The organism is Vibrio sp. D173a (genome assembly GCF_030248475.1).
Genome location: NZ_JAHGAH010000021.1, coordinates 21,852 through 42,265, shown reverse-complemented (window position 1 = coordinate 42,265; position 20,414 = coordinate 21,852). Strand labels below are relative to the sequence as shown.

Annotated in this window: 20 protein-coding genes; 4 read left to right on the top strand and 16 right to left on the bottom strand. The window is 45.6% G+C overall.

The window, feature by feature from the left end; all coding sequences use genetic code 11:
* Positions 1-4 precede the first annotated feature (4 nt).
* From hscA to trmJ, 7 genes are all read right to left on the bottom strand, one after another.
* Positions 5-1,858 carry a Fe-S protein assembly chaperone HscA gene (hscA, locus tag KIV40_RS03330; RefSeq protein WP_285347943.1) on the bottom strand — a complete coding sequence of 618 codons (1,854 nt, stop codon included), beginning with the start codon at positions 1,856-1,858 and terminating at the stop codon, positions 5-7.
* Between the two features lie 21 nt (positions 1,859-1,879).
* Positions 1,880-2,395 carry a co-chaperone HscB gene (gene hscB / locus KIV40_RS03325; protein ID WP_285347942.1) on the bottom strand — a complete coding sequence of 172 codons (516 nt, stop codon included), beginning with the start codon at positions 2,393-2,395 and terminating at the stop codon, positions 1,880-1,882.
* Positions 2,396-2,450: 55 nt separating this feature from the next.
* Complete coding sequence (gene iscA / locus KIV40_RS03320) at positions 2,451-2,774, bottom strand: iron-sulfur cluster assembly protein IscA (RefSeq protein ID WP_005440317.1); 324 nt, start codon at positions 2,772-2,774, stop codon at positions 2,451-2,453.
* Positions 2,775-2,847: 73 nt separating this feature from the next.
* Positions 2,848-3,231, bottom strand: a complete 384-nt coding sequence (iscU, locus tag KIV40_RS03315; protein WP_005424883.1) for a Fe-S cluster assembly scaffold IscU — start codon at positions 3,229-3,231, stop codon at positions 2,848-2,850.
* Between the two features lie 37 nt (positions 3,232-3,268).
* Positions 3,269-4,483, bottom strand: a complete 1,215-nt coding sequence (locus KIV40_RS03310; RefSeq protein WP_038890722.1) for an IscS subfamily cysteine desulfurase — start codon at positions 4,481-4,483, stop codon at positions 3,269-3,271.
* A gap of 28 nt (positions 4,484-4,511) precedes the next feature.
* Entirely contained in the window at positions 4,512-5,018 is a 507-nt protein-coding gene (gene iscR / locus KIV40_RS03305; protein WP_005381720.1) for a Fe-S cluster assembly transcriptional regulator IscR, read from the bottom strand.
* Between the two features lie 125 nt (positions 5,019-5,143).
* A complete protein-coding gene (trmJ, locus tag KIV40_RS03300) occupies positions 5,144-5,863 on the bottom strand; it encodes a tRNA (cytosine(32)/uridine(32)-2'-O)-methyltransferase TrmJ (protein ID WP_005424881.1) in 720 nt (239 codons plus the stop codon).
* A gap of 231 nt (positions 5,864-6,094) precedes the next feature.
* On the opposite strand from trmJ, the gene suhB reads away from it, so the two are divergent.
* Positions 6,095-6,898: an inositol-1-monophosphatase gene (gene suhB / locus KIV40_RS03295; protein WP_005424885.1), complete on the top strand. Its 804-nt coding sequence runs from the start codon at positions 6,095-6,097 to the stop codon at positions 6,896-6,898.
* Between the two features lie 71 nt (positions 6,899-6,969).
* On the opposite strand, the gene KIV40_RS03290 is transcribed toward suhB, so the two are convergent.
* The 6 genes from KIV40_RS03290 to queA form a co-directional block, all read right to left on the bottom strand.
* Positions 6,970-7,419 carry a hypothetical protein gene (locus KIV40_RS03290; protein ID WP_230674902.1) on the bottom strand — a complete coding sequence of 150 codons (450 nt, stop codon included), beginning with the start codon at positions 7,417-7,419 and terminating at the stop codon, positions 6,970-6,972.
* Between the two features lie 193 nt (positions 7,420-7,612).
* A complete protein-coding gene (gene secF, locus KIV40_RS03285) occupies positions 7,613-8,560 on the bottom strand; it encodes a protein translocase subunit SecF (RefSeq protein ID WP_038890720.1) in 948 nt (315 codons plus the stop codon).
* Between the two features lie 14 nt (positions 8,561-8,574).
* Complete coding sequence (secD, locus tag KIV40_RS03280; protein WP_285347941.1) at positions 8,575-10,431, bottom strand: protein translocase subunit SecD; 1,857 nt, start codon at positions 10,429-10,431, stop codon at positions 8,575-8,577.
* A 21-nt stretch (positions 10,432-10,452) separates the two neighbouring features.
* Positions 10,453-10,782: a preprotein translocase subunit YajC gene (gene yajC / locus KIV40_RS03275; protein ID WP_005424903.1), complete on the bottom strand. Its 330-nt coding sequence runs from the start codon at positions 10,780-10,782 to the stop codon at positions 10,453-10,455.
* A gap of 177 nt (positions 10,783-10,959) precedes the next feature.
* A complete protein-coding gene (gene tgt, locus KIV40_RS03270) occupies positions 10,960-12,096 on the bottom strand; it encodes a tRNA guanosine(34) transglycosylase Tgt (protein WP_005424899.1) in 1,137 nt (378 codons plus the stop codon).
* 205 nt (positions 12,097-12,301) lie between these two features.
* Positions 12,302-13,354 (bottom strand): tRNA preQ1(34) S-adenosylmethionine ribosyltransferase-isomerase QueA, encoded by a 1,053-nt coding sequence (gene queA / locus KIV40_RS03265; RefSeq protein ID WP_285347940.1) that lies wholly within the window; start codon positions 13,352-13,354, stop codon positions 12,302-12,304.
* A 366-nt stretch (positions 13,355-13,720) separates the two neighbouring features.
* Here queA and KIV40_RS03260 point away from each other — a divergent pair, with 366 nt between their 5' ends.
* Both KIV40_RS03260 and KIV40_RS03255 read left to right on the top strand, forming a co-directional pair.
* Complete coding sequence (locus KIV40_RS03260; RefSeq protein ID WP_043882818.1) at positions 13,721-13,942, top strand: hypothetical protein; 222 nt, start codon at positions 13,721-13,723, stop codon at positions 13,940-13,942.
* A gap of 234 nt (positions 13,943-14,176) precedes the next feature.
* On the top strand, positions 14,177-14,623 hold the full coding sequence (locus KIV40_RS03255) for a CBS domain-containing protein (protein ID WP_306431768.1): 447 nt from the start codon (positions 14,177-14,179) through the stop codon (positions 14,621-14,623).
* A gap of 104 nt (positions 14,624-14,727) precedes the next feature.
* On the opposite strand, the gene aceA is transcribed toward KIV40_RS03255, so the two are convergent.
* From aceA to KIV40_RS03240, 3 genes are all read right to left on the bottom strand, one after another.
* Positions 14,728-16,041, bottom strand: coding sequence for an isocitrate lyase (gene aceA, locus KIV40_RS03250; RefSeq protein WP_005424793.1), 1,314 nt, complete (start codon positions 16,039-16,041; stop codon positions 14,728-14,730).
* Positions 16,042-16,208: 167 nt separating this feature from the next.
* On the bottom strand, positions 16,209-17,837 hold the full coding sequence (gene aceB, locus KIV40_RS03245; protein WP_181145874.1) for a malate synthase A: 1,629 nt from the start codon (positions 17,835-17,837) through the stop codon (positions 16,209-16,211).
* 606 nt (positions 17,838-18,443) lie between these two features.
* Positions 18,444-19,349 carry a hydrogen peroxide-inducible genes activator gene (locus KIV40_RS03240; protein ID WP_005424789.1) on the bottom strand — a complete coding sequence of 302 codons (906 nt, stop codon included), beginning with the start codon at positions 19,347-19,349 and terminating at the stop codon, positions 18,444-18,446.
* A gap of 206 nt (positions 19,350-19,555) precedes the next feature.
* Between KIV40_RS03240 and KIV40_RS03235 the strand changes: the two genes are divergently transcribed.
* Positions 19,556-20,164, top strand: coding sequence for a peroxiredoxin C (locus tag KIV40_RS03235; RefSeq protein ID WP_005424820.1), 609 nt, complete (start codon positions 19,556-19,558; stop codon positions 20,162-20,164).
* Positions 20,165-20,414 lie beyond the last annotated feature (250 nt).

Here is a 20,414-nt window from a genome sequence, read left to right as displayed (position 1 = left end):
TCTCTTATATATCATTAACTGACTGACCTGACAGTGCAGCTCGAATCGATTTATCCATACGGCGCGACGCAAAATCTTGGCTTGCTTTGTCGGTGTCTTTGATGCCTTGCTCGATGGCGTCTGCATCTTCGCCGTTGCGCAGTTCAATCAGCGCTTCAATCACTTTAACTAGGTCTTGTTTCTCTTGGTCTGATAGTAGTTCATCACCATCAGCTTGCATCGCTGCAATCAAGCCTTCAATCACACGATCCGCTTCTACGCGCTGCTCAGCCAATGCACGAGCCTGCATATCTTCTTTCGCGTAAGTCATCGAGTCACGCAGCATGTTTGCGACTTCATCATCGCTTAGGCCGTAAGAAGGTTTCACTTGGATTTCAGCCTGAACACCCGTGCTCTTTTCCATCGCGGTGACAGACAATAGACCATCAGCGTCCACTTGGTACGTCACGCGAATGTGCGCAGCACCTGCCACCATTGGTGGAATGCCTTTCAATGAGAAACGAGCCAATGAGCGGCAGTCATCCACCATTTCACGCTCACCTTGTACGGTGTGAACGCTCATTGCTGTTTGACCATCTTTGAACGTCGTAAATTCTTGTGCGCGAGCTACAGGGATGGTGGTGTTACGTGGAATGATTTTCTCAACCAAACCACCCATGGTTTCAATACCAAGGGACAAAGGAATAACGTCCAGAAGCAACATTTCCGAGTCAGGCTTATTGCCCGCCAGGATATCTGCTTGAATACCTGCGCCGATTGCAACTACTTCATCTGGGTTAATGCTTGTCAGTGGTGTACGACCGAAGAATTCACCGACCATTTCACGTACAAGCAATGTGCGTGTTGAACCGCCGACCATGACCGCTTCAAGTACATCTTCCGCATCCACATCCGCATCTTTCAGCGCACGACGGCAAGACATTAGGGTTTTCTTCACTAGCGGACGAATCAGATCTTCGAACTGTTCGCGAGTCACTGAGCCTTTCCAGCCAAATACATCAACATCAACGCTGTCTTGCTCAGAAAAAGCAATCTTAGTTGCTGTTGCAATGTTCAGTAGTGCACGGTTTTTCTCAGCAGAAAGCGGCGCTTCTAGACCAGCCTGCTCCATTAGGTAATCCGCTAATAGGTGGTCAAAATCATCGCCGCCTAGCGCAGAGTCACCGCCTGTTGCTAATACTTCAAATACACCTTTCGACAAACGTAGGATAGAGATATCGAATGTACCACCACCTAGATCGTAAACCGCAATCACGCCCTCTTGACCAGAGTCTAGACCGTAAGCGATCGCTGCAGCTGTCGGCTCGTTAAGCAGACGCAGTACATGAAGACCCGCCAATTTCGCCGCATCTTTTGTACCAGCACGTTGAGCATCATCAAAGTAAGCAGGAACAGTAATAACGACACCAGCTAACTCGCCACCTAGAGTCTCTTCTGCACGTTTGCCTAGTGATTTAAGAATGTCAGCAGACACTTCAATCGGGTTCTTGTCACCTTGCGCAGTTTGCAGAATAGGCAGACCGTTGTCGCTTTCTTTAAATTGGTAAGGCAAAGATGGGTAGCGAGCTTGAATGTCTTTTAATGAACGACCAATTAGACGTTTTACCGAAATAATGGTGTTTTCTGGTTCTTGCTCTGCTTTTGCTTTAGCCTCGTAACCAACTAACGCCGTATCTTGTGCGTAGTTCACCACAGACGGCAAAATGCTACGACCTTGGTCATCTGTCAGTGTTTTTGCGTCGCCGCTGCGAACAGATGCAACCAAAGAGTTGGTGGTACCTAAGTCGATACCTGCTGCTAACTTGTGCTCATGAGGTGCCGAGCTTTGGCCCGGTTCTGCGATTTGAAGTAGTGCCATGATGGGTCCTTGTCGCGCTAACTAGTCGAGGAGTTTATCTTCAACCAGTTCAATTTCGTTCTTTAGCTTGGCAATGAATTTGAGTTTACGAACTCGGTCTGCAGCTTCCGCCCAAAGACCTTGGTCAAGTTCTTGTTCTACACTCGCCAAATGCTGTTTGTACATTTTGCTGACCTTAGAATCGAAGTCAAAAAGCGCTGATTCAGGATCAGAGCTGTCAGCAATGTCTTCCAGTTCTTCACGCAATTCCATTTGCTCCATTAAGAACATCGGGTCTTGCATGGTTTGTTGCTCACCACGAATTTCTGTGCCGTTTTCTGCCAGAATGTATTCAGCGCGAGAGATAGGATGCTTAAGTACTTGATACGCATCGTTGATTTGCGCTGCTTTTTGGACAGCCATCAAGCGGTCGCGCTCAGAGGCGGTCGCAAAATTGTCTGGGTGGAAGCGTTTTTGTAGTTCTCGGAACTGAGAAGAAAGAAGGCTACCATCCAGCTGAAACTGACTTGGTAGCCCAAATAATTCAAAGTGATTCATTAAGATCGGGTCCTAGTAAAGCCTTCTGGACTCGTTTGTCCAGAAGGACAGTCAATTAGACGTTGAAGCTTTCACCGCAACCACATTCACTTTTTGCGTTAGGGTTGTTGAATTCAAAACCTTCATTCAACCCTTCCTTAACGTAATCCAACTCAGTACCGTCTAGGTATACCAAGCTTTTCTTATCAATGATGATTTTCACTTCAGACAGTTCAAAAACTTCGTCTTCTTCGTTTAGATCATCCACAAACTCAAGAACGTAAGCCATGCCTGAACAGCCTGTCGTCTTCACTCCAAGACGCAAACCGATACCTTTGCCTCGGTTATCTAGGAATGCTTTTACGCGACTTGCCGCTGATTCTGTCATTGTGATGGCCATACTGCACCTTAGTCTGTCTAAATTACGTTTTGGAATGGGAGCATTTTAAGGGCTCCCATTATATACGGAATAATTATTCCTGGTGTTTTTTCTTGTAGTCAGCAACGGCTGCTTTGATTGCATCTTCCGCTAGGATTGAGCAGTGTACTTTCACTGGTGGAAGCTCTAGCTCTTCTGCAATCTCAGAGTTTTTGATGGATGCCGCTTCGTCGATAGACTTGCCTTTTACCCACTCAGTTACTAGTGAGCTTGAAGCGATTGCACTACCACAACCGTATGTTTTGAATTTCGCGTCTTCAATGATGCCTTCTGGTGTCACTTTGATTTGAAGCTTCATTACGTCACCACAAGCTGGTGCGCCAACCATGCCGCTACCTACTGATGGGTCTTCTTTATCGAACGAACCAACGTTACGTGGGTTCTCGTAGTGATCAATTACTTTTTCGCTGTATGCCATGATAAATTACCTCGAATCCTCTATTCAGTCCGTGAGATTAATGGTGAGCCCATTCAACAGTGCTCAGATCAACCCCTTCCTTGTACATATCCCATAGAGGAGACATGTCGCGTAGCTTAGTCACTGCAACGCGGATTTGTTCAATTGCGTAATCAATTTCTGCTTCAGTCGTGAAACGACCAAATGAGAAACGTACTGAGCTGTGTGCTAATTCGTCGTCTAGACCAAGAGCGCGAAGAACGTAAGATGGCTCTAGGCTCGCTGATGTACAAGCACTACCAGAAGATACTGCTAGGTCTTTCAGTGACATCAGTAGAGATTCGCCTTCTACGAATGCAAAGCTCACGTTTAAGTTGTGCGGAACACGCTGCTCTAGGTCACCGTTCACCGTTACAGCTTCTAGATCTTTAACGCCATCTAGAAGACGGTTACGAAGTGCTAGCGCGTGATCGTAATCTTTTTGCATGTCTTCTTTCGCTACGCGGAACGCTTCACCCATACCCACGATTTGGTGGGTTGGAAGTGTGCCCGAGCGGAAGCCACGCTCATGACCGCCACCGTGCATTTGCGCTTCAAGACGGATACGAGGCTTACGACGTACGTAAAGTGCGCCAATACCTTTAGGACCGTATACTTTGTGCGCAGACAGTGAAATTAGGTCAACTTTCATTTCTTGAACGTCGATTGGCAGTTTGCCCGCAGACTGTGCAGCATCCACATGGAACACAATCTTACGTTCACGACATAGCTCGCCAATTGCTGCGATGTCTTGAATGACACCTATCTCGTTATTGACGTGCATGATTGAAACTAGAACAGTGTCTTCACGCATTGCTGCTTGAAGTTTGTTTAGATCAACCAGACCGTTTGATTCTGGCTCTAGGTAAGTCACTTCAAAGCCTTCGCGTTCTAGTTGACGACATGGGTCAAGTACCGCTTTGTGCTCTGTTTTACAAGTGATTACGTGTTTACCCTTTTTAGAGTAAAAATGTGCTGCACCTTTAATAGCAAGGTTGTCAGACTCTGTCGCACCAGATGTGAATACGATTTCGCGAGGATCTGCATTTAGAAGGTCAGCAATTTGCTCACGAGCAGTATCTACAGCTTCTTCTGCCTGCCAGCCGTAACGGTGCGAACGCGAAGCTGGGTTGCCAAATGTGCCATCCATTGTCATGTACTGAACCATTTTTTCAGCAACACGTGGATCTACTGGACATGTAGCGGAATAATCAAGATAAATCGGCAGTTTCATTCTCTACTCCAATGTAAAATGCTGACCGCTAAGAGCGGACGTTTACACCGATGGGCGCGGCGGTTGTATTTTTGTTTGAAAGCCCATGAGTTACCGCCAGATCAATGTCCTGACGGTCAGAAATTTCTAAAACTTCGTTGTCTGTCATTAGCTCACCGAGCGTAATGTTGTTCAAGAAGTCGCTAATACGAGAGCTCAGGTCACGCCATAGTGTGTGAGTTAAGCAACGAGTGCCACCTTGGCAATCGCCTTTACCTTGGCATTTGGTTGCGTCTACTGACTCATCAACCGCAGCAATCACAGTGCCAATGGCAATGCTGTGCGCGTCTGCACCAAGTCGGTAACCACCACCAGGACCACGAACGCTGGCTACAAGGCCTGCTTTACGCAATTTTGAAAAAAGCTGCTCTAAGTATGAGAGCGAGATACCCTGACGCTCTGAGATATCTGCAAGAGGTACTGGGTTTTGTTGCGAATGCAGTGCCACATCCAGCATGGCTGTCACCGCATATCTTCCTTTAGATGTAAGTTTCATACCACACCGTATCCACATGGTTTGTAATGATTAGGATTTTTCCATACCCGACTAAAACGGTCAAGTATTTATTTGACTATTTTAGTCAGGTATTCATCCTTACACCTAAGATGGTTATTATTTGTTCAGAGTTTCTTTTCGATCGCTGTCAAAACACCACGCAGAATATTCAATTCTTGCGCCTCTGGTCGTGCACGTGAGTACAAACGACGTAGTTTGTTCATCACCTGACCTGGCTGCTCTTTGTTGATAAATTGGGTATCAATCATCACCTTTTCAAGGTGCTCAAAGAACATTTCTAGCTCTTTATGGCGTGGGTACTCTTCAGGTTCACTTGGCGCGTATTGGCTTTGCTCTAGGTTGAGGTGTGCAACACGAACTTCATAGCTCAGCGTTTGTACCGCCATCGCTAAGTTGAGTGAACTGTATTCAGGATTAGCTGGAATGCAAACGTGGTAATGACACTTCTGCAATTCGTCATTAGTTAGGCCAGTTCTCTCACGGCCGAAGACTAATGCAACAGGGTGTTTTTGGCCTTCAACAGCAAATTTCTCACCACATTCGCGTGGCTCAAGCATTGGCCATTCAAGTGTGCGTGAACGAGCACTAGAACCGACGACAAGACCACAGTCTTCAATGGCTTCCTCTAGCGTACTTACGACTGTTGCGTTTTGAGCAATATCACCAGCACCAGCGGCAAGAGCAAGAGTTTGGTCATCCACTTCACATTGCGGATCCACCAATACAAGTTGGCTTAAACCCATGACTTTCATTGCTCGTGCAGCCGAGCCAATGTTGCCTGAATGAGAAGTCCCGACGAGTACGATTTTTACTTGATCCAACATCTGTGTTTGCTACCTGAATTAAAACCGAGGGATATTATCATAATTTTCTAATACACCCTATAGCGAAGCAGGTTTCTATTCGCATTCTCATCAATTGTTTTCCTCTCTATCGAGAGAGCTATCACAACGCCTTTCTCTAACGAGCAAAAAATAACCACTTCCCTTTTGCTTTGACTCTGGTATACTCGCCGCCGCTTTAAATTGTTCTTTAACATCCGTTGGGAAATTCGTATGCATCCAATGCTAAACATTGCTATTCGCGCTGCGCGAAAGGCAGGCAATCACATTGCTAAATCATTAGAAAACACAGATAAAATTGAATCTACGCTAAAAGGCACTAATGACTTTGTTACTAATGTAGACAAAGAAGCAGAAGCTATCATCATCGATACTATCAAGCACTCTTACCCAGAGCACTGCATCGTTGCTGAAGAAGCTGGTCTTATCGAAGGTAAAGATAAAGACGTACAATGGATCATCGACCCAATGGATGGCACTAATAACTTTGTAAAAGGTTACCCTACTTTCGCAGTATCTATCGCGGTTCGCTTCAAAGGTAAAACTGAAGTGGCTTGTGTATACGATCCAATGCAAAACGAGCTATTCACTGCACAACGTGGTGCTGGCGCTCAGCTAAACAACGCTCGTATCCGTGTTACTCAACTTAAAGACCTACACGGTACTGTTCTAGCGACTGGTTTCCCATTCAAACAGAAGCAACACTCTGAGTCTTACATCAAGATCGTAGGTTCTCTATTCACTGAGTGTGCTGACTTCCGTCGTAGCGGTTGTTCTGCTCTTGACCTATGTTACGTGGCTGCTGGCCGTGTAGATGGTTACTTTGAGCTAGGCCTAAAACCTTGGCAAATGGCTGCTGGTGAGCTTATCGCTCGTGAAGCTGGCGCAATCCTAACTGACTTCGCTGGCGGTACTGAGTACATGAAGTCTGGTAACATTGTTGCTTCTAGCGCTCGTGGCGTGAAATCTATCCTTAAGCACGTTCGCGAAAACGGCAACAGCGCGATCCTTAAGTAAGATTCTCAAGTCATACTAAGCCCGTCACGCTGATGACTTTTGAATAGCCCCGCTCATTGAGCGGGGCTTTTTTATATCGAACAATCTGCCTGTTTATAGAAACGGTCGTAGTCAGGTAAGTGGTCTATTTTTACGTGCTTAACCTTCCATACTTGTTCTTTCATTAGAAACTGCAACGAAACCGTGACTGGCTGGTATACATCACCAAAGCCGTTTACGGAAAGACACCCAACTCCTCCATTCTCACTGTATGCTTCAAAGTAAGACAGCTCCGTAACCAAACTTGATGGGATGGATGATAAAAATGGGAATTGATGACCAAATTTTATTGGATGAGACTGAATTTCTCGTTTTTCTTTGGCAGAAAGATCTAGCTCTGCAACCACCTTCAACACCTCGGCATATTGCATCTGATACAAGTCGTTTCTAATCGTTAGGTAGGTATCATAAAGCTGCCCGGAAACAGCAGGTGCATTCATGGTAACCAAGCAGAAAGAAAACAATCCGAACTTCATCATCATTTTCATATCGAGCTTTAAGAAGCCCAACTCTCCTATTGGCCTTGAAATAAAGCAACATAGCGATTCCTATTTCACCGTTCAAAATAGGTCACCAGAGCCTCGAAACAGTTCAAAGAAAATTGAAAGGCAGAATTTTAGATACAAAAAAACCGCTGACTGCTCAGCGGTTTTTGTTTTCGGTTCTCAATCTGCCTTATGGCATCTCGTCGAACTCTGCACCTTCTTTTTCTACTTGAGGTGGCATCAAGTGCTCTTTCTGGATACCCAGTTTTAGCGCAAGTGCTGATGCTACATAGATAGAAGAGTAAGTACCTACAGTGATACCTAGTAGAAGCGCGGTCGCGAAACCGTGAATCATCGCACCACCCTGCATGAATAGTGCAATAACCACGAACAATGTCGTACCAGACGTAATCAATGTACGGCTCAATGTTTGAGTGATTGAGGCATCCATGATGTCTGAAGGTTCACCCTTACGCATCTTACGGAAGTTTTCACGGATCCGGTCGAATACAACGATGGTATCGTTGAGCGAGTAACCAACTACCGTTAGTAGCGCCGCTACGATGGTAAGATCAACTTCGATTTGTAGGAACGAGAACACACCCAGTGTGATGATGATATCGTGTGCTAGTGCCATTACCGCACCAGCCGCTAGACGCCATTCAAATCGCATCGATACGTAGATCAGGATACAGATCAGCGACACAAGGATCGCTAGACCGCCCGCTTCTGTTAGCTCATCACCAACGTTTGGACCTACAAACTCGATACGACGCATTTCTACGCTTTCACCCGTACCTTCTTTGATAGCACCAATGATTTGGTTACCTAGTGTTTCACCAGACATATCGTCACGAGGACGAAGACGAACCATTACATCGCGAGCACTACCAAAGTTTTGTACTGTCGCATCACCGAAGCCTTTTGAATCTAGCGCTGCACGAATCTCTTCAAGGTTTGCAGGTTGTTGAAAACCTACCTCGATGAGCGTACCACCAGTAAAGTCTAGACCCCAGTTCAACCATTTGGTTGATAGCGTGAAGATAGAAGCAGCGATCATAAAGATAGAGAATACGAACGCGACTTTCGACCAACGCATAAAGCCGATCGTGTTTTCTGCTTTTAGAATTTGAAACATATTAATTCCCAGCCTTAGATCGACAATTTATCAACGCGTTTGCCACCGTAAATCAGGTTCACGATACAACGTGTACCTACAATAGCGGTGAACATTGAAGTTAAGATACCGATAGATAGTGTTACTGCGAAGCCTTTCACCGCACCTGTACCCACTGCAAATAGAATGATCGCAGTGATAAGCGTTGTGATGTTCGCATCGGCAATAGTGCTGAATGCGTTTGCGTAGCCTTGGTGAATCGCTTGCTGAGGACTGCGTCCATCTCGAAGCTCTTCACGGATACGCTCAAATATCAATACGTTCGCATCGACCGCCATACCGACGGTTAATACGATACCGGCAATACCAGGCAGCGTCATGGTAGCACCCGGAATCATCGACATAACACCAATGATAAGAACCAAGTTTGCCATCAATGCAATGTTAGCAATCAGACCGAAGCCACGGTAGTAAAGCAGCGTAAACAGCATTACCGCAACCATACCCCAGATACATGCTTGGATACCCATATCGATGTTTTGCTGACCCATTGATGGACCAATGGTACGTTCTTCAACGATAGAGATCGGTGCGATTAGAGCACCAGCACGTAGTAGAAGTGCTAAGTTGTGCGCTTCTGCTGCAGAGTCGATACCAGTGATACGGAAGTTACGACTAAGAGCCGATTGAATCGTTGCTTGGTTGATGACTTCTTCGTGCTTATCAAGGATAACTTTGCCTTCTGGCGTACGACGACCACTGTCTTTGTATTCTGCAAACACGGTAGCCATTAACTTACCGATGTTCTTCTTAGAGAACGCAGACATCTTGTTACCACCTTCGCTGTCTAGCGAGATGTTAACTTGTGGGCGACCGTATTCATCAACACTTGAACTTGCATCCGTAATGCTTTGACCACCAAGAATAACGCGCTTCTTAAGCACAACTGGGCGACCATCACGGTCCATCTTGATTTCGCTACCTGCTGGCGCACGACCATTTGCCGCCGCTGATAGGTCAGCTTTATCGTCAACTTCGCGGAACTCTAGTGTTGCCGTAGCACCTAGAATTTCCTTCGCACGAGCTGTGTCTTGAACACCTGGTAGTTCAACTACGATGCGGCTAGCACCTTGACGTTGAACCAGTGGCTCAGCAACACCCAGTTCGTTAACACGGTTACGAAGAATCGTGATGTTTTGTTCAACTGCGTAGTTACGTATCTCTTGTAAACGTTGCTCGGTAAAGGTGGCAATCAACGCGTAACGACCATTAGAATCAGAGTCGACAAAGTTCATGTCTGGGTGATTCTTTTCTAGCGTTGCTTTCGCTTCCGCTAGCTGCTCCTCATTACGTAGCAATACTTCCACACCTTCTGTACCAGAAGGACGGATTGCACGGTAACGAATCTTAGCTTCACGAAGTTCGCTACGGAAAGCTTCTTCTTGCTGACCAACTAACTTCTCCATCGCCGCGTCCATGTCAACTTCCATTAGGAAGTGAACACCACCACGTAGGTCAAGACCCAGCTTAAGTGGCGACGCACCGATTGCTTCTAGCCAATCTGGCGTAGATGGAGCAAGGTTTAGTGCAACAATTTTATCTTTGCCAAGCGCTTCGCTGATGATATCGCGGGCACTGATTTGAGTGTCAGTGTCATTGAAACGAACAAGGATTGATCCATTCTCGAGAGCAATGGATTTATGAGAAAGATGCTCTTTATCAAGAGCTTTGGTGACAGCATCCAGCGTTGACATATCTACAGAGGCGCCACGCGCCCCTGTAACTTGAATAGCCGGATCTTCACCGTAGATATTTGGAAGTGCGTATAACGCAGCGGTGATGATGGCAAAAAATACCATCAAGTACTTCCATAATGGATAACGGTTTAGCACAGCGAGGATCCTTTAGCTGTTTTATAGAGACTTCAGCGTACCTTTTGGTAGCACTGCAGTTACGAAGTCTTTCTTGATTACAACTTCATTGTTTGCGTTTAGCTCAATTGAAATGAAATCGTTGTCTTCAGCAATCTTAGTGATTTTACCCACTAGGCCGCCGCTTGTTAGAACTTCATCGCCTTTGCCCATAGAAGACATTAGGTTCTTGTGTTCTTTAACACGCTTAGATTGTGGACGGTAGATCATGAAGTAGAAGATCACCGCGAACATGCCTAGCATGATTAGCATTTCAAAACCGCCGCCTGCTGGTGCGCCTTCTGCTGCTGCGTGAGCTTGAGAAATAAACATTAAAACATCCTCATTATATTTTATTGATAATCCAACAAGTTGGGCTTTCGTAATTTAGATTCAAGTTTGAGATTAAGTAATAGAGATCACCTTCTCAAAAATAACGTACGTTAGCCTACTTTATTAGCAAAAGCCTCTGGCAACATGCCAAAGGCTTTAATTCTTTTAATCTGTTAATTACTGCTCTTTTGCTAGTGGTGGCACTTCACGACCACGACGCTCATAGAACTCAGTAACGAACTCATCGAAACGATCTTCATCAATCGCCTTACGAATACTTTCCATCAGACGCTGGTAGTAGCGTAGGTTATGGATAGTGTTCAGACGAGCACCTAGGATTTCGTTACAACGCTCTAGGTGGTGAAGGTACGATTTGCTGTAGTGCTGACAAGTGTAACAGTCACAGTGCGGATCTAGCGGAGTTGTATCCGTTTTATGTTTCGCATTACGGATCTTGATCACACCACCAGTCACAAATAGGTGACCATTACGCGCGTTACGCGTTGGCATTACACAGTCAAACATGTCGATACCACGACGAACACCTTCAACCAAATCTTCCGGTTTGCCTACGCCCATTAGGTAACGAGGCTTGTCTTCTGGAAGCTGTGGACACGTGTGCTCAAGGATACGGTGCATGTCTTCTTTCGGTTCGCCTACTGCAAGACCACCAACCGCGTAACCATCAAAACCGATTTCCGTCAGGCCTTTGATAGACACATCACGCAGATCTTCGTAAACACCACCTTGAACGATACCAAATAGGTTGTTCGGGTTTTCTAGCTTATCGAAGTGGTCACGTGAGCGTTGTGCCCAACGTAGTGACATTTCCATCGATTTTTTCGCTTCGTTGTGTGTCGCTGGGTATGGCGTACACTCGTCGAAGATCATTACGATGTCAGAACCTAGGTCTTTTTGGATTTCCATCGACTTTTCAGCGTCCATGAAAATCTTGTCGCCGTTTACTGGGCTACGGAAGTGAACACCTTTCTCAGTGATCTTGCGCATTTTACCTAGGCTGAATACTTGGAAACCGCCTGAATCAGTAAGAATAGGACCGTGCCAGTTCATGAAATCGTGCAGGTCACCGTGCATTTTCATCACTTCTTGACCAGGACGTAACCATAGGTGGAAAGTGTTGCCTAGCAGGATTTCTGCACCCGTGCCTTTTACTTCTTCCGGAGTCATGCCTTTAACCGTACCGTAAGTACCTACTGGCATGAATGCTGGAGTTTGAACAGTGCCACGTTCGAAGGTCAATTGACCACGACGCGCATTGCCGTTTTTCTTTTTAAGATCGAATGATAATTTCACGATGCCTCCGAGTGTCAGAGAAACAGTCTGACTATGTATCTTGGGGTTTCCCCCACTTTAAGGAGCGGTCGCCTTCCGTGCGAGAGACAAAGCAGAGGTTCTGCTCTGTTTCCTAGCCTACTGCTAGCACTCGTAAATCGTTAGCTTTCTAACCCCTCCTAACCGACCCCGTCACAAGGAAGAGGGCTAGAGAGGGCTTAAAACATTATGCTGTCTTCTTTTTAATAAACATTGAGTCACCGTACGAGAAGAAACGGTATTTGTTTTCCACCGCGTGCTTGTAAGCATTCATGGTGTTCTCGTAACCAGCAAACGCGCTCACCAACATAATTAACGTTGATTCTGGTAAGTGGAAGTTGGTGATCAAGCAATCCACCAGCTGGTACTCGTAACCAGGGTAGATAAAGATTTCCGTATCACCAAAGAATGGAACCAATTCTGTCCCTTTCTTCAACGCGTCTTGCGCTGCACTTTCTAGTGAACGCACTGACGTAGTACCCACAGCGACGATACGACCGCCACGCGCTTTGGTTGCGCTAATCGCATCCACTACGTCTTGCGGAACTTCTACGTATTCTGCGTGCATATGGTGATCGTTGATGTCATCCACTTTAACTGGCTGGAACGTACCTGCACCTACGTGCAGAGTAACGTACGCAAACTCAGCGCCTTTCGCTTTGATTTTCTCAAGCAGAACATCATCAAAGTGAAGACCCGCCGTCGGTGCTGCAACCGCACCTGGCTTTTGGTTATAAACCGTTTGGTAACGCTCTTTATCCGCGTCTTCATCTGGGCGGTCGATGTATGGAGGAAGTGGCATGTGACCAATTTCTTCCAGAATCTCGAGTACCGTCTTATCAGAGTTAAATTTCAGTTCAAACAGTGCATCATGACGAGCGACCATTTGCGCTGAGTATTCATCGTTTTCACCAACCAAGATCGTTGTGCCTGGTTTTGGCGATTTAGAGCAACGAACGTGTGCCAGGATGCTTTTCTCATCGAGCATACGCTCCACCAGCACTTCTAGCTTGCCGCCTGACTCTTTGCGACCAAACAAACGCGCAGGAATAACGCGAGTATTGTTGAAAACCACTAGGTCACCGGCTTGAACTTGCTCCAGCACATCGGTAAACGTGCCATCAATAAGTTCACCAGTATTGCCGTCCATTTGCAGCAGTCGGCTAGCGGTACGCTCTGATTGAGGGTAGCGAGCGATGAGTTCATCTGGAAGGTCGAAATGGAAATCTGATACTTGCATGTTACTTGTCTTATCTATTGGTCAAATCACGTCAAAGACGACGATAAAATTGCGACGAGTTTTTCGCAGCAGACTAGTATATGTTTACATGCTGCAATAGCAAGCAAATCCCCTTAGATTGACTGTAAAAGCTTTCATTAAGAGTGTAATAAAACGTGAAAGATGCAGAATAGACACACATAAGAAAAGTAGCGGAGTTTAATGTCCAAATTTGTGCGACGCATTTAACTCGGTCAGTCAGAAATATAGCCAAGACTAACTCAACACTCTCTTGCCCCCTTAGCTAAAAACAAACTAATCAATAGCAAGTGCTATAGACTATATTGAAGGTGAGCATTTGCTCTTTAGACATTTATTGAGGTAAGTATGAAGATGTTAACTCTAGCGCTGAGTGCTGCCGTACTCGCGTTTTCATCTGGAGCAATCGCAAGTTCCAGCAATGATCGACTCAAAGTGTTGCAAGATGCCTGTTACCTAAAACAGGTTCCTCGCTTATGTGCCGTCAACCTGCCGGATAAAAGCTACATCGGTCGCTGTGTCGATGCGAAAGCTTATGGTCTTATCTGTGTGCATTTTAAGCAAAGTTAAGAGTAACCAAAGCTAAGGTTTAAACGCCTTAGCTTTGGTTACTTATGATAGCGCTTACATCCTAGACTCACCCCGAATGAGTAGCTGGAATTATAGAAAACACCAGTCCATTTTCACCTCTGATTGATCTCCATCTAATCGTTTTATTTTATTAGTGAAAAACGAGTTAGCTCCCAGATATGCAGCAAAATATTCTCTATATTTAAGAGAAGGACAATGCCGCTGGAGGTCTCTATGATCAAGGTTGAAGACATGATGACTCGCAACCCTCATACCTTGCTGCGTGAGCACACATTACGTGACGCAAAAAGCATGATGGAAGCGCTTGATATTCGACATATTCCGGTTGTTGATGCCAATAAACACTTAAAAGGCTTGGTGACTCAACGCGATATTCTTGCTGCACAAGAATCCTGCTTGCACCCAGATGAGGCTGAACAATCTTTTACCCTCGATACTCCGCTTTACCAAATGATGCACACCAACATCATGACTGCCGAACCAAGAGCAGGTTTAAAGGAAAGCGCAACCTATATGCAAAAGCACAAAGTCGGCTGTTTACCAGTGGTCAATAAAGGTCACTTGGTCGGCATCATCACCGATACCGATTTTGTAACTATTGCAATTAACTTGCTGGAATTACAAGAAGAGACCGAGCCGGAAGAGATCGAAGCGGATTAATTCGCTACTAGGTTTCATTCTCTCAAATCGCAAGCAAAAAAGAGCGGCTCAATCGCCGCTCAAAGATGTCATTACTAACGTAGTAATTGTGGACTCAGTGCTGATTAGAATTGGTCTTCTTCAGTAGAACCTGTCAGTGCTGTCACTGACGAGTTACCGCCTTGAATTGTGTTGGTCATTCTATCGAAATAACCCGTACCAACCTCTTGTTGGTGCGCTACGAACGTATAACCTTTTTCTGCCGCTTCAAACTCAGGACGTTGAACCTTCTCAACGTAATGACGCATGCCTTCGCCTTGTGCGTAAGCGTGTGCCAGTTCGAACATGTTGAACCACATGTTGTGGATACCTGCTAGCGTAATGAACTGGTACTTGTAGCCCATGTTAGCCAGCTCTTGTTGGAACTTAGCAATGGTTTCTGCGTCTAGGTTCTTCTCCCAGTTGAATGAAGGCGAACAGTTGTATGCCAACAATTGGTCTGGGTACTCTGCATGAATTGCTTCTGCAAACTTGCGTGCTTCTTCCAGACAAGGCGTTGCTGTCTCACACCAGATTAGATCCGCATATGGCGCGTAAGCTAGGCCACGAGAGATAGCTTGGTCGATACCTGCACGTACACGGTAGAACCCCTCTGGCGTACGCTCTCCTTGAATAAAGTCTTTATCGTATGGGTCACAATCAGACGTTAGTAGGTCTGCTGCGTTTGCGTCTGTACGTGCGATTACTAGTGTTGTCGTGCCAGCAACGTCTGCTGCTAGGCGAGCTGCTACCAGTTTTTGCACTGCTTCTTGAGTTGGAACCAGTACTTTACCGCCCATGTGACCACACTTCTTCACGGATGCCAGTTGGTCTTCAAAGTGAACACCTGCCGCACCTGCGTCGATCATCGATTTCATTAGCTCGTAGGCGTTCAATACACCACCAAAGCCTGCTTCTGCATCCGCTACGATTGGTAGGAAGTAATCAATACCGCCTTCGTCTTCTGGTGACTTACCTGCTGACCACTGAATTTGGTCTGCACGACGGAATGAGTTGTTGATGCGTTTTACTACCGACGGTACCGAATCTACTGGGTACAGAGATTGGTCTGGGTACATTGTAGAAGCGGTGTTGTTATCCGCTGCTACCTGCCAACCTGATAGGTAAATCGCTTCAATACCCGCTTTCGCTTGCTGTACGGCTTGACCACCCGTTAGTGCACCAAGACAGTTTACGTAGCCTTTCTTTGAACTACCATTGACCAGTGACCAAAGTTTGTCAGCACCACGTTGTGCGATTGTGTTCGCAGGCACCATAGAGCCACGCAGTTCTACTACTTCTTCTGCTGTGTAAGTACGCTTTACATTTTTCCAGCGTGGGTTGGTTGCCCAATCTTTTTCCAGAGCTTCAATTTGTTGGCGGCGAGTTAAGTTAGTCATTGGTCTATCCCTCTTATAATGTGCACTTGTGCATGTGCGTTGAGTTTTCCGTTCTCAGGCAGTACATCCTTATCTGCCTCGAATCTTTCACGTAGTCGTTAAACAAACACGTATTAGTTAAATAAACATGTATTAGTTAAATAAATGGAGTGTTCTAAATCTTTGGGTTAATCCAAGTAGTCATAACCTGGAATGGTTAAAAAGTTGGTCAGCTCATCACTGGTGGTGAGCCTTGCCATCAAGTCTGCCGCTTCTTCAAATCGACCTGCTTGGTAACGCTGCTCGCCAATTTCTTGCTTCACGACTTCAATCTCTTCTTTCAGATACAGTTCGAACAGCTCTTTAGTGACCTTCAATCCGTTGTCGAGCGACTTGCCGTGTTGAATCCATTGCCAGATAGAAGCACGTGAGATTTCTGCCGTTGCTGCGTCTTCCATCAGTCCGTAAATCGGCACACAACCGTTGCCAGAGATCCAAGCTTCGATGTATTGCAACGCAACGCGGATGTTATGGCGCATGCCCTCTTCTGAACGTTCACCTTCGCACGGTTCAAGCAGTTCAGCGGCGGTGATTGGTGCGTCTTCTGAGCGGCTCACATCCAATTGGTTATTGCGCTGCCCCAGTGTGGCGCTGAACACTTCCATCGCCGTGTCTGCCAAACCAGGGTGAGCAACCCAAGTGCCGTCATGACCGTTATTCGCTTCTAACGATTTATCGTTGTGGATCTTATCCAGCACTTTTTGGTTTTCTTGTGGGTCTTTAGCCGGAATAAAGGCTGCCATGCCGCCCATCGCAAATGCGCCACGTTTATGACAAGTTCGTACCAACAATCTTGAGTAAGCGTTGAGGAATGGCTTGTCCATGGTCACCACTTGGCGATCCGGAAGTACGCGATCTGGGTGGTTTTTCAGTGTCTTAATGTAGCTAAAGATGTAATCCCAGCGACCACAATTCAAACCGACTATGTGTTCTTTCAGTGAGAACAGAATCTCATCCATTTCGAATACGGCTGGTAAGGTTTCAATCAGCACAGTCGCTTTGATGGTGCCTGTATCCAAACCGAAATATTCTTCAGTGAAATGGAACACTTCGCTCCACCACTTCGCTTCATGATGCGATTGCAGTTTTGGAATGTAGAAGTAAGGACCGCTTCCCTTTTTCAGTAGCGCTTTGTAGTTGTTGTAGAAGTACAGAGCGAAATCGAATAGCGCACCTGGAATGATCTGACCATGCCACGTTACGTGTTTTTCTTTTAGATGCAGTCCGCGAACACGGCAGATCAACACCGCTGGGTCTTCTGCCAGCTGATAGTGTTTACCATTGCCAGGGTTGGTGTAGCTGATGCTGCCATTAACAGCGTCGCGCAGGTTGATTTGACCATCTAGAACTTTACTCCACGCAGGGGACATCGAATCTTCGAAGTCGGCCATGAACACTTTTACATTCGCATTCAGTGCGTTAATCACCATCTTGCGATCAGTCGGTCCCGTAATCTCCACTCGGCGATCTTGCAGATCTTGCGGGATTCCAAGGATCTTCCAGCTTCCTTCACGAATATCTTGTGTCTCTGGTAGAAAGTCTGGCAGTTCACCTGCGTCGATACGTGCTTGCTTCTCCTCTCGTGCTTCCAGCAACTGCTCAACACGTCCGGCAAATTTTTCACACAGTAGAGATAAAAAGGTTTGGGCTTCAACAGGGAAAATTGCTTGATGTTCAGGAGCAACGACTCCATTCACCTCAAGCATGCCTTGGGTTTGCTTTAGTTGTTGTGTTTTTTGTTCTGTCTGAGCAAGCATAATCATTCATCCTTAACGTGCTTTATCCATCTTGGGCAGTCAGCCTAAAGCTACATTTGTAAGTTATGAACAACAAATTACATCCTTCGATTTGGTGTTCACTTCGCTTCGTTGTGTCTATACCTTGCGCAACCTAAATTGCTTTTTCAATCTAGACATAAGTCTTACAAGCCTTTAATTAAGCTAACCCAACAAAGGTTTAAGCGAAACCCCTCAAGTAAACAAAACGTTAAATTCAAAGTTTTATTCGGTATCAAACAAGTGTTTGATTTTTGAGTTCAATTTGTAAGTTATTACGTAATTTAATTACATCAATTTTGCAGGTTATTTTTGAATTCAAACAAGCGTATGAATAGTGAGGCAGGAGAAAATTCCTTGTATTTACAAGGGCTAGGAAGAGGAAATCAAACGCGACTTAAACGCGTTACACAGGAAGTTGTGTAAAATTAACATTGTGAAATTTCACTATTTTATGAAAGCTTCATGAAAGTTCATCTGTAAAATTTTACAAGTCAAAGTTCACGCGCAGAATAAAATGCTAAAAAGCGCACTGTTTCTAGTGCGCTTTTTGATATTAGATCGGGAGTAGCAGGCTAATACTAATAGCTAAAGCAGTTCAGAGACGACTTCTGCCAATTGATTGAAAGTGTTTGATCGTGACGAGCTTGGACGCCAAACCAAACCAATATCGCGATATGCTTGCTGACCAGGAGGGTCGATTACCACTAAGTTCTGGTTGTGTAGCAAACCATGATCAATCGCCATTTGTGGGATAAACGTGGTGCCCAGACCATTCGCCACCATCTGCACTAAGGTATGAAGACTGGTCGCGGTAAATGGGTTGATCTTCTCTTTGTCCGTCAACTTACACGCTGAAACCGCGTGCTCAGTAAGGCAGTGTTCTTTCTCTAATAAGAAGACGGATTCATCTGGCAAATCTGCATAACGGATCGGCACAGGTACGGAATCCGCTTGATTGGCGCTGATCACCATGCGGAATGGGTCTTGACCGACTACTCGGCTTTCCATTCCTTCTATCTCTACAGGCAGAGCCAGAATCAACACGTCCAACTCACCGTGGCGAAGTGCTTGCAGCAAGTTGGTCGTCGTATCTTCTCTTAATAGAAGGTTTAGTTGAGGGAAGCGGTAGTTCACCTCTTGGACAAGGTCGCACAATAAGAAAGGAGCAATGGTCGGAATACAGCCTACTTTTAGCTGCCCTTCCATATCATCGCCTTGGCATAGACGACCCAGTTCAACAAGATCTTGCCCTTTAGCGAGCAGTTCGCGACCTTGCTGCACGACCATTTCACCCGCTTGAGTGAAAACCAGTGGGCTTTTCTTATCTTTCTTTTCGTAAAGTGGACAACCAATCAACTCTTCAAGGTTTTGGATGCCTTTACTCAAGGTAGATTGACTGACAAAACAACGCTCAGCAGCATCACTAAAATGTCGAGTTTCATGCAGAGTGACCAAATAGTGTAACTGCTTCAAGCTAGGCCATTTATTCATAATTCTATTTGTATTTGTATCTATTGCTGTTCCAGTGATCGAGATAATAGTTTCGTTATTATCGCTTTTTTCGATGAACTCAATCTATTTATTTCGCTTTTTTCAATACTACAATCTGTACTATAGTTTGTCTCGCACAAACAAGGACCAAACCTAAATAACTGAATGTAGGTTTGGATCAAACCAAATTTTTTAGGAGCAAAAAAATGGTACTAGTAGGTCGTCAAGCCCCTGACTTTACTGCAGCAGCTGTTCTAGGTAACGGTGAAATCGTTGAAAACTTCAACTTTGCAGAATTCACTAAAGGTAAGAAAGCAGTAGTATTCTTCTACCCACTAGATTTCACTTTCGTTTGCCCATCTGAGCTAATCGCATTCGACAACCGTCTAGCTGATTTCCAAGCTAAAGGTGTTGAAGTAATCGGTGTTTCTATCGATTCTCAGTTCTCTCACAACGCATGGCGTAACACTGCTATCGAAGATGGCGGTATCGGTCAAGTTAAATACCCTCTAGTTGCTGACGTTAAGCACGAAATCTGCAAAGCGTACGATGTAGAGCACCCAGAAGCAGGCGTTGCTTTCCGTGGTTCTTTCCTAATCGACGAAGACGGTCTTGTACGTCACCAAGTAGTTAACGATCTACCACTAGGTCGTAACATCGACGAAATGCTACGCATGGTTGATGCACTAAACTTCCACCAGAAGCACGGCGAAGTATGTCCGGCACAATGGGAAGAAGGTAAAGCAGGTATGGACGCATCTCCAAAAGGTGTTGCAGCGTTCCTATCTGAGCACGCAGACGACCTAAGCAAGTAATAGACACTGCCGCCCAAGCTCAACGGGCGTGTTGGTTGGATGTATATATAAAGCAAAAAGCTATAGCGGAAAAACCGCAAACGCCAATCAGTCTAAGTAAAGTCATAAAAAAGCCCAGAGTTCGCTCTGGGCTTTCTTTTTATCTGCGGTTTTGAAAAGCAAAAGAGGCAAGCATCGCGCAAAAAGTTTACCTCTATTTTCTTCGCCCTCAGTACAGATTCTCCCCTTTCGTCCTGCTAGTATTTGCTGT

What these genes read in the sequence shown, in the direction of transcription:
- hscA (WP_285347943.1), bottom strand. Translation starts at nt 1,858, where the DNA reads ATGGCACTACTTCAAATCGCAGAACCGGGCCAAAGCTCGGCACCTCAT.
- hscB (WP_285347942.1), bottom strand. Translation starts at nt 2,395, where the DNA reads ATGAATCACTTTGAATTATTTGGGCTACCAAGTCAGTTTCAGCTGGAT.
- iscA (WP_005440317.1), bottom strand. Translation starts at nt 2,774, where the DNA reads ATGGCCATCACAATGACAGAATCAGCGGCAAGTCGCGTAAAAGCATTC.
- iscU (WP_005424883.1), bottom strand. Translation starts at nt 3,231, where the DNA reads ATGGCATACAGCGAAAAAGTAATTGATCACTACGAGAACCCACGTAAC.
- KIV40_RS03310 (WP_038890722.1), bottom strand. Translation starts at nt 4,483, where the DNA reads ATGAAACTGCCGATTTATCTTGATTATTCCGCTACATGTCCAGTAGAT.
- iscR (WP_005381720.1), bottom strand. Translation starts at nt 5,018, where the DNA reads ATGAAACTTACATCTAAAGGAAGATATGCGGTGACAGCCATGCTGGAT.
- trmJ (WP_005424881.1), bottom strand. Translation starts at nt 5,863, where the DNA reads ATGTTGGATCAAGTAAAAATCGTACTCGTCGGGACTTCTCATTCAGGC.
- suhB (WP_005424885.1), top strand. Translation starts at nt 6,095, where the DNA reads ATGCATCCAATGCTAAACATTGCTATTCGCGCTGCGCGAAAGGCAGGC.
- KIV40_RS03290 (WP_230674902.1), bottom strand. Translation starts at nt 7,419, where the DNA reads ATGATGATGAAGTTCGGATTGTTTTCTTTCTGCTTGGTTACCATGAAT.
- secF (WP_038890720.1), bottom strand. Translation starts at nt 8,560, where the DNA reads ATGTTTCAAATTCTAAAAGCAGAAAACACGATCGGCTTTATGCGTTGG.
- yajC (WP_005424903.1), bottom strand. Translation starts at nt 10,782, where the DNA reads ATGTTTATTTCTCAAGCTCACGCAGCAGCAGAAGGCGCACCAGCAGGC.
- queA (WP_285347940.1), bottom strand. Translation starts at nt 13,354, where the DNA reads ATGCAAGTATCAGATTTCCATTTCGACCTTCCAGATGAACTCATCGCT.
- KIV40_RS03260 (WP_043882818.1), top strand. Translation starts at nt 13,721, where the DNA reads ATGAAGATGTTAACTCTAGCGCTGAGTGCTGCCGTACTCGCGTTTTCA.
- KIV40_RS03255 (WP_306431768.1), top strand. Translation starts at nt 14,177, where the DNA reads ATGATCAAGGTTGAAGACATGATGACTCGCAACCCTCATACCTTGCTG.
- aceA (WP_005424793.1), bottom strand. Translation starts at nt 16,041, where the DNA reads ATGACTAACTTAACTCGCCGCCAACAAATTGAAGCTCTGGAAAAAGAT.
- aceB (WP_181145874.1), bottom strand. Translation starts at nt 17,837, where the DNA reads ATGCTTGCTCAGACAGAACAAAAAACACAACAACTAAAGCAAACCCAA.
- KIV40_RS03240 (WP_005424789.1), bottom strand. Translation starts at nt 19,349, where the DNA reads ATGAATAAATGGCCTAGCTTGAAGCAGTTACACTATTTGGTCACTCTG.
- KIV40_RS03235 (WP_005424820.1), top strand. Translation starts at nt 19,556, where the DNA reads ATGGTACTAGTAGGTCGTCAAGCCCCTGACTTTACTGCAGCAGCTGTT.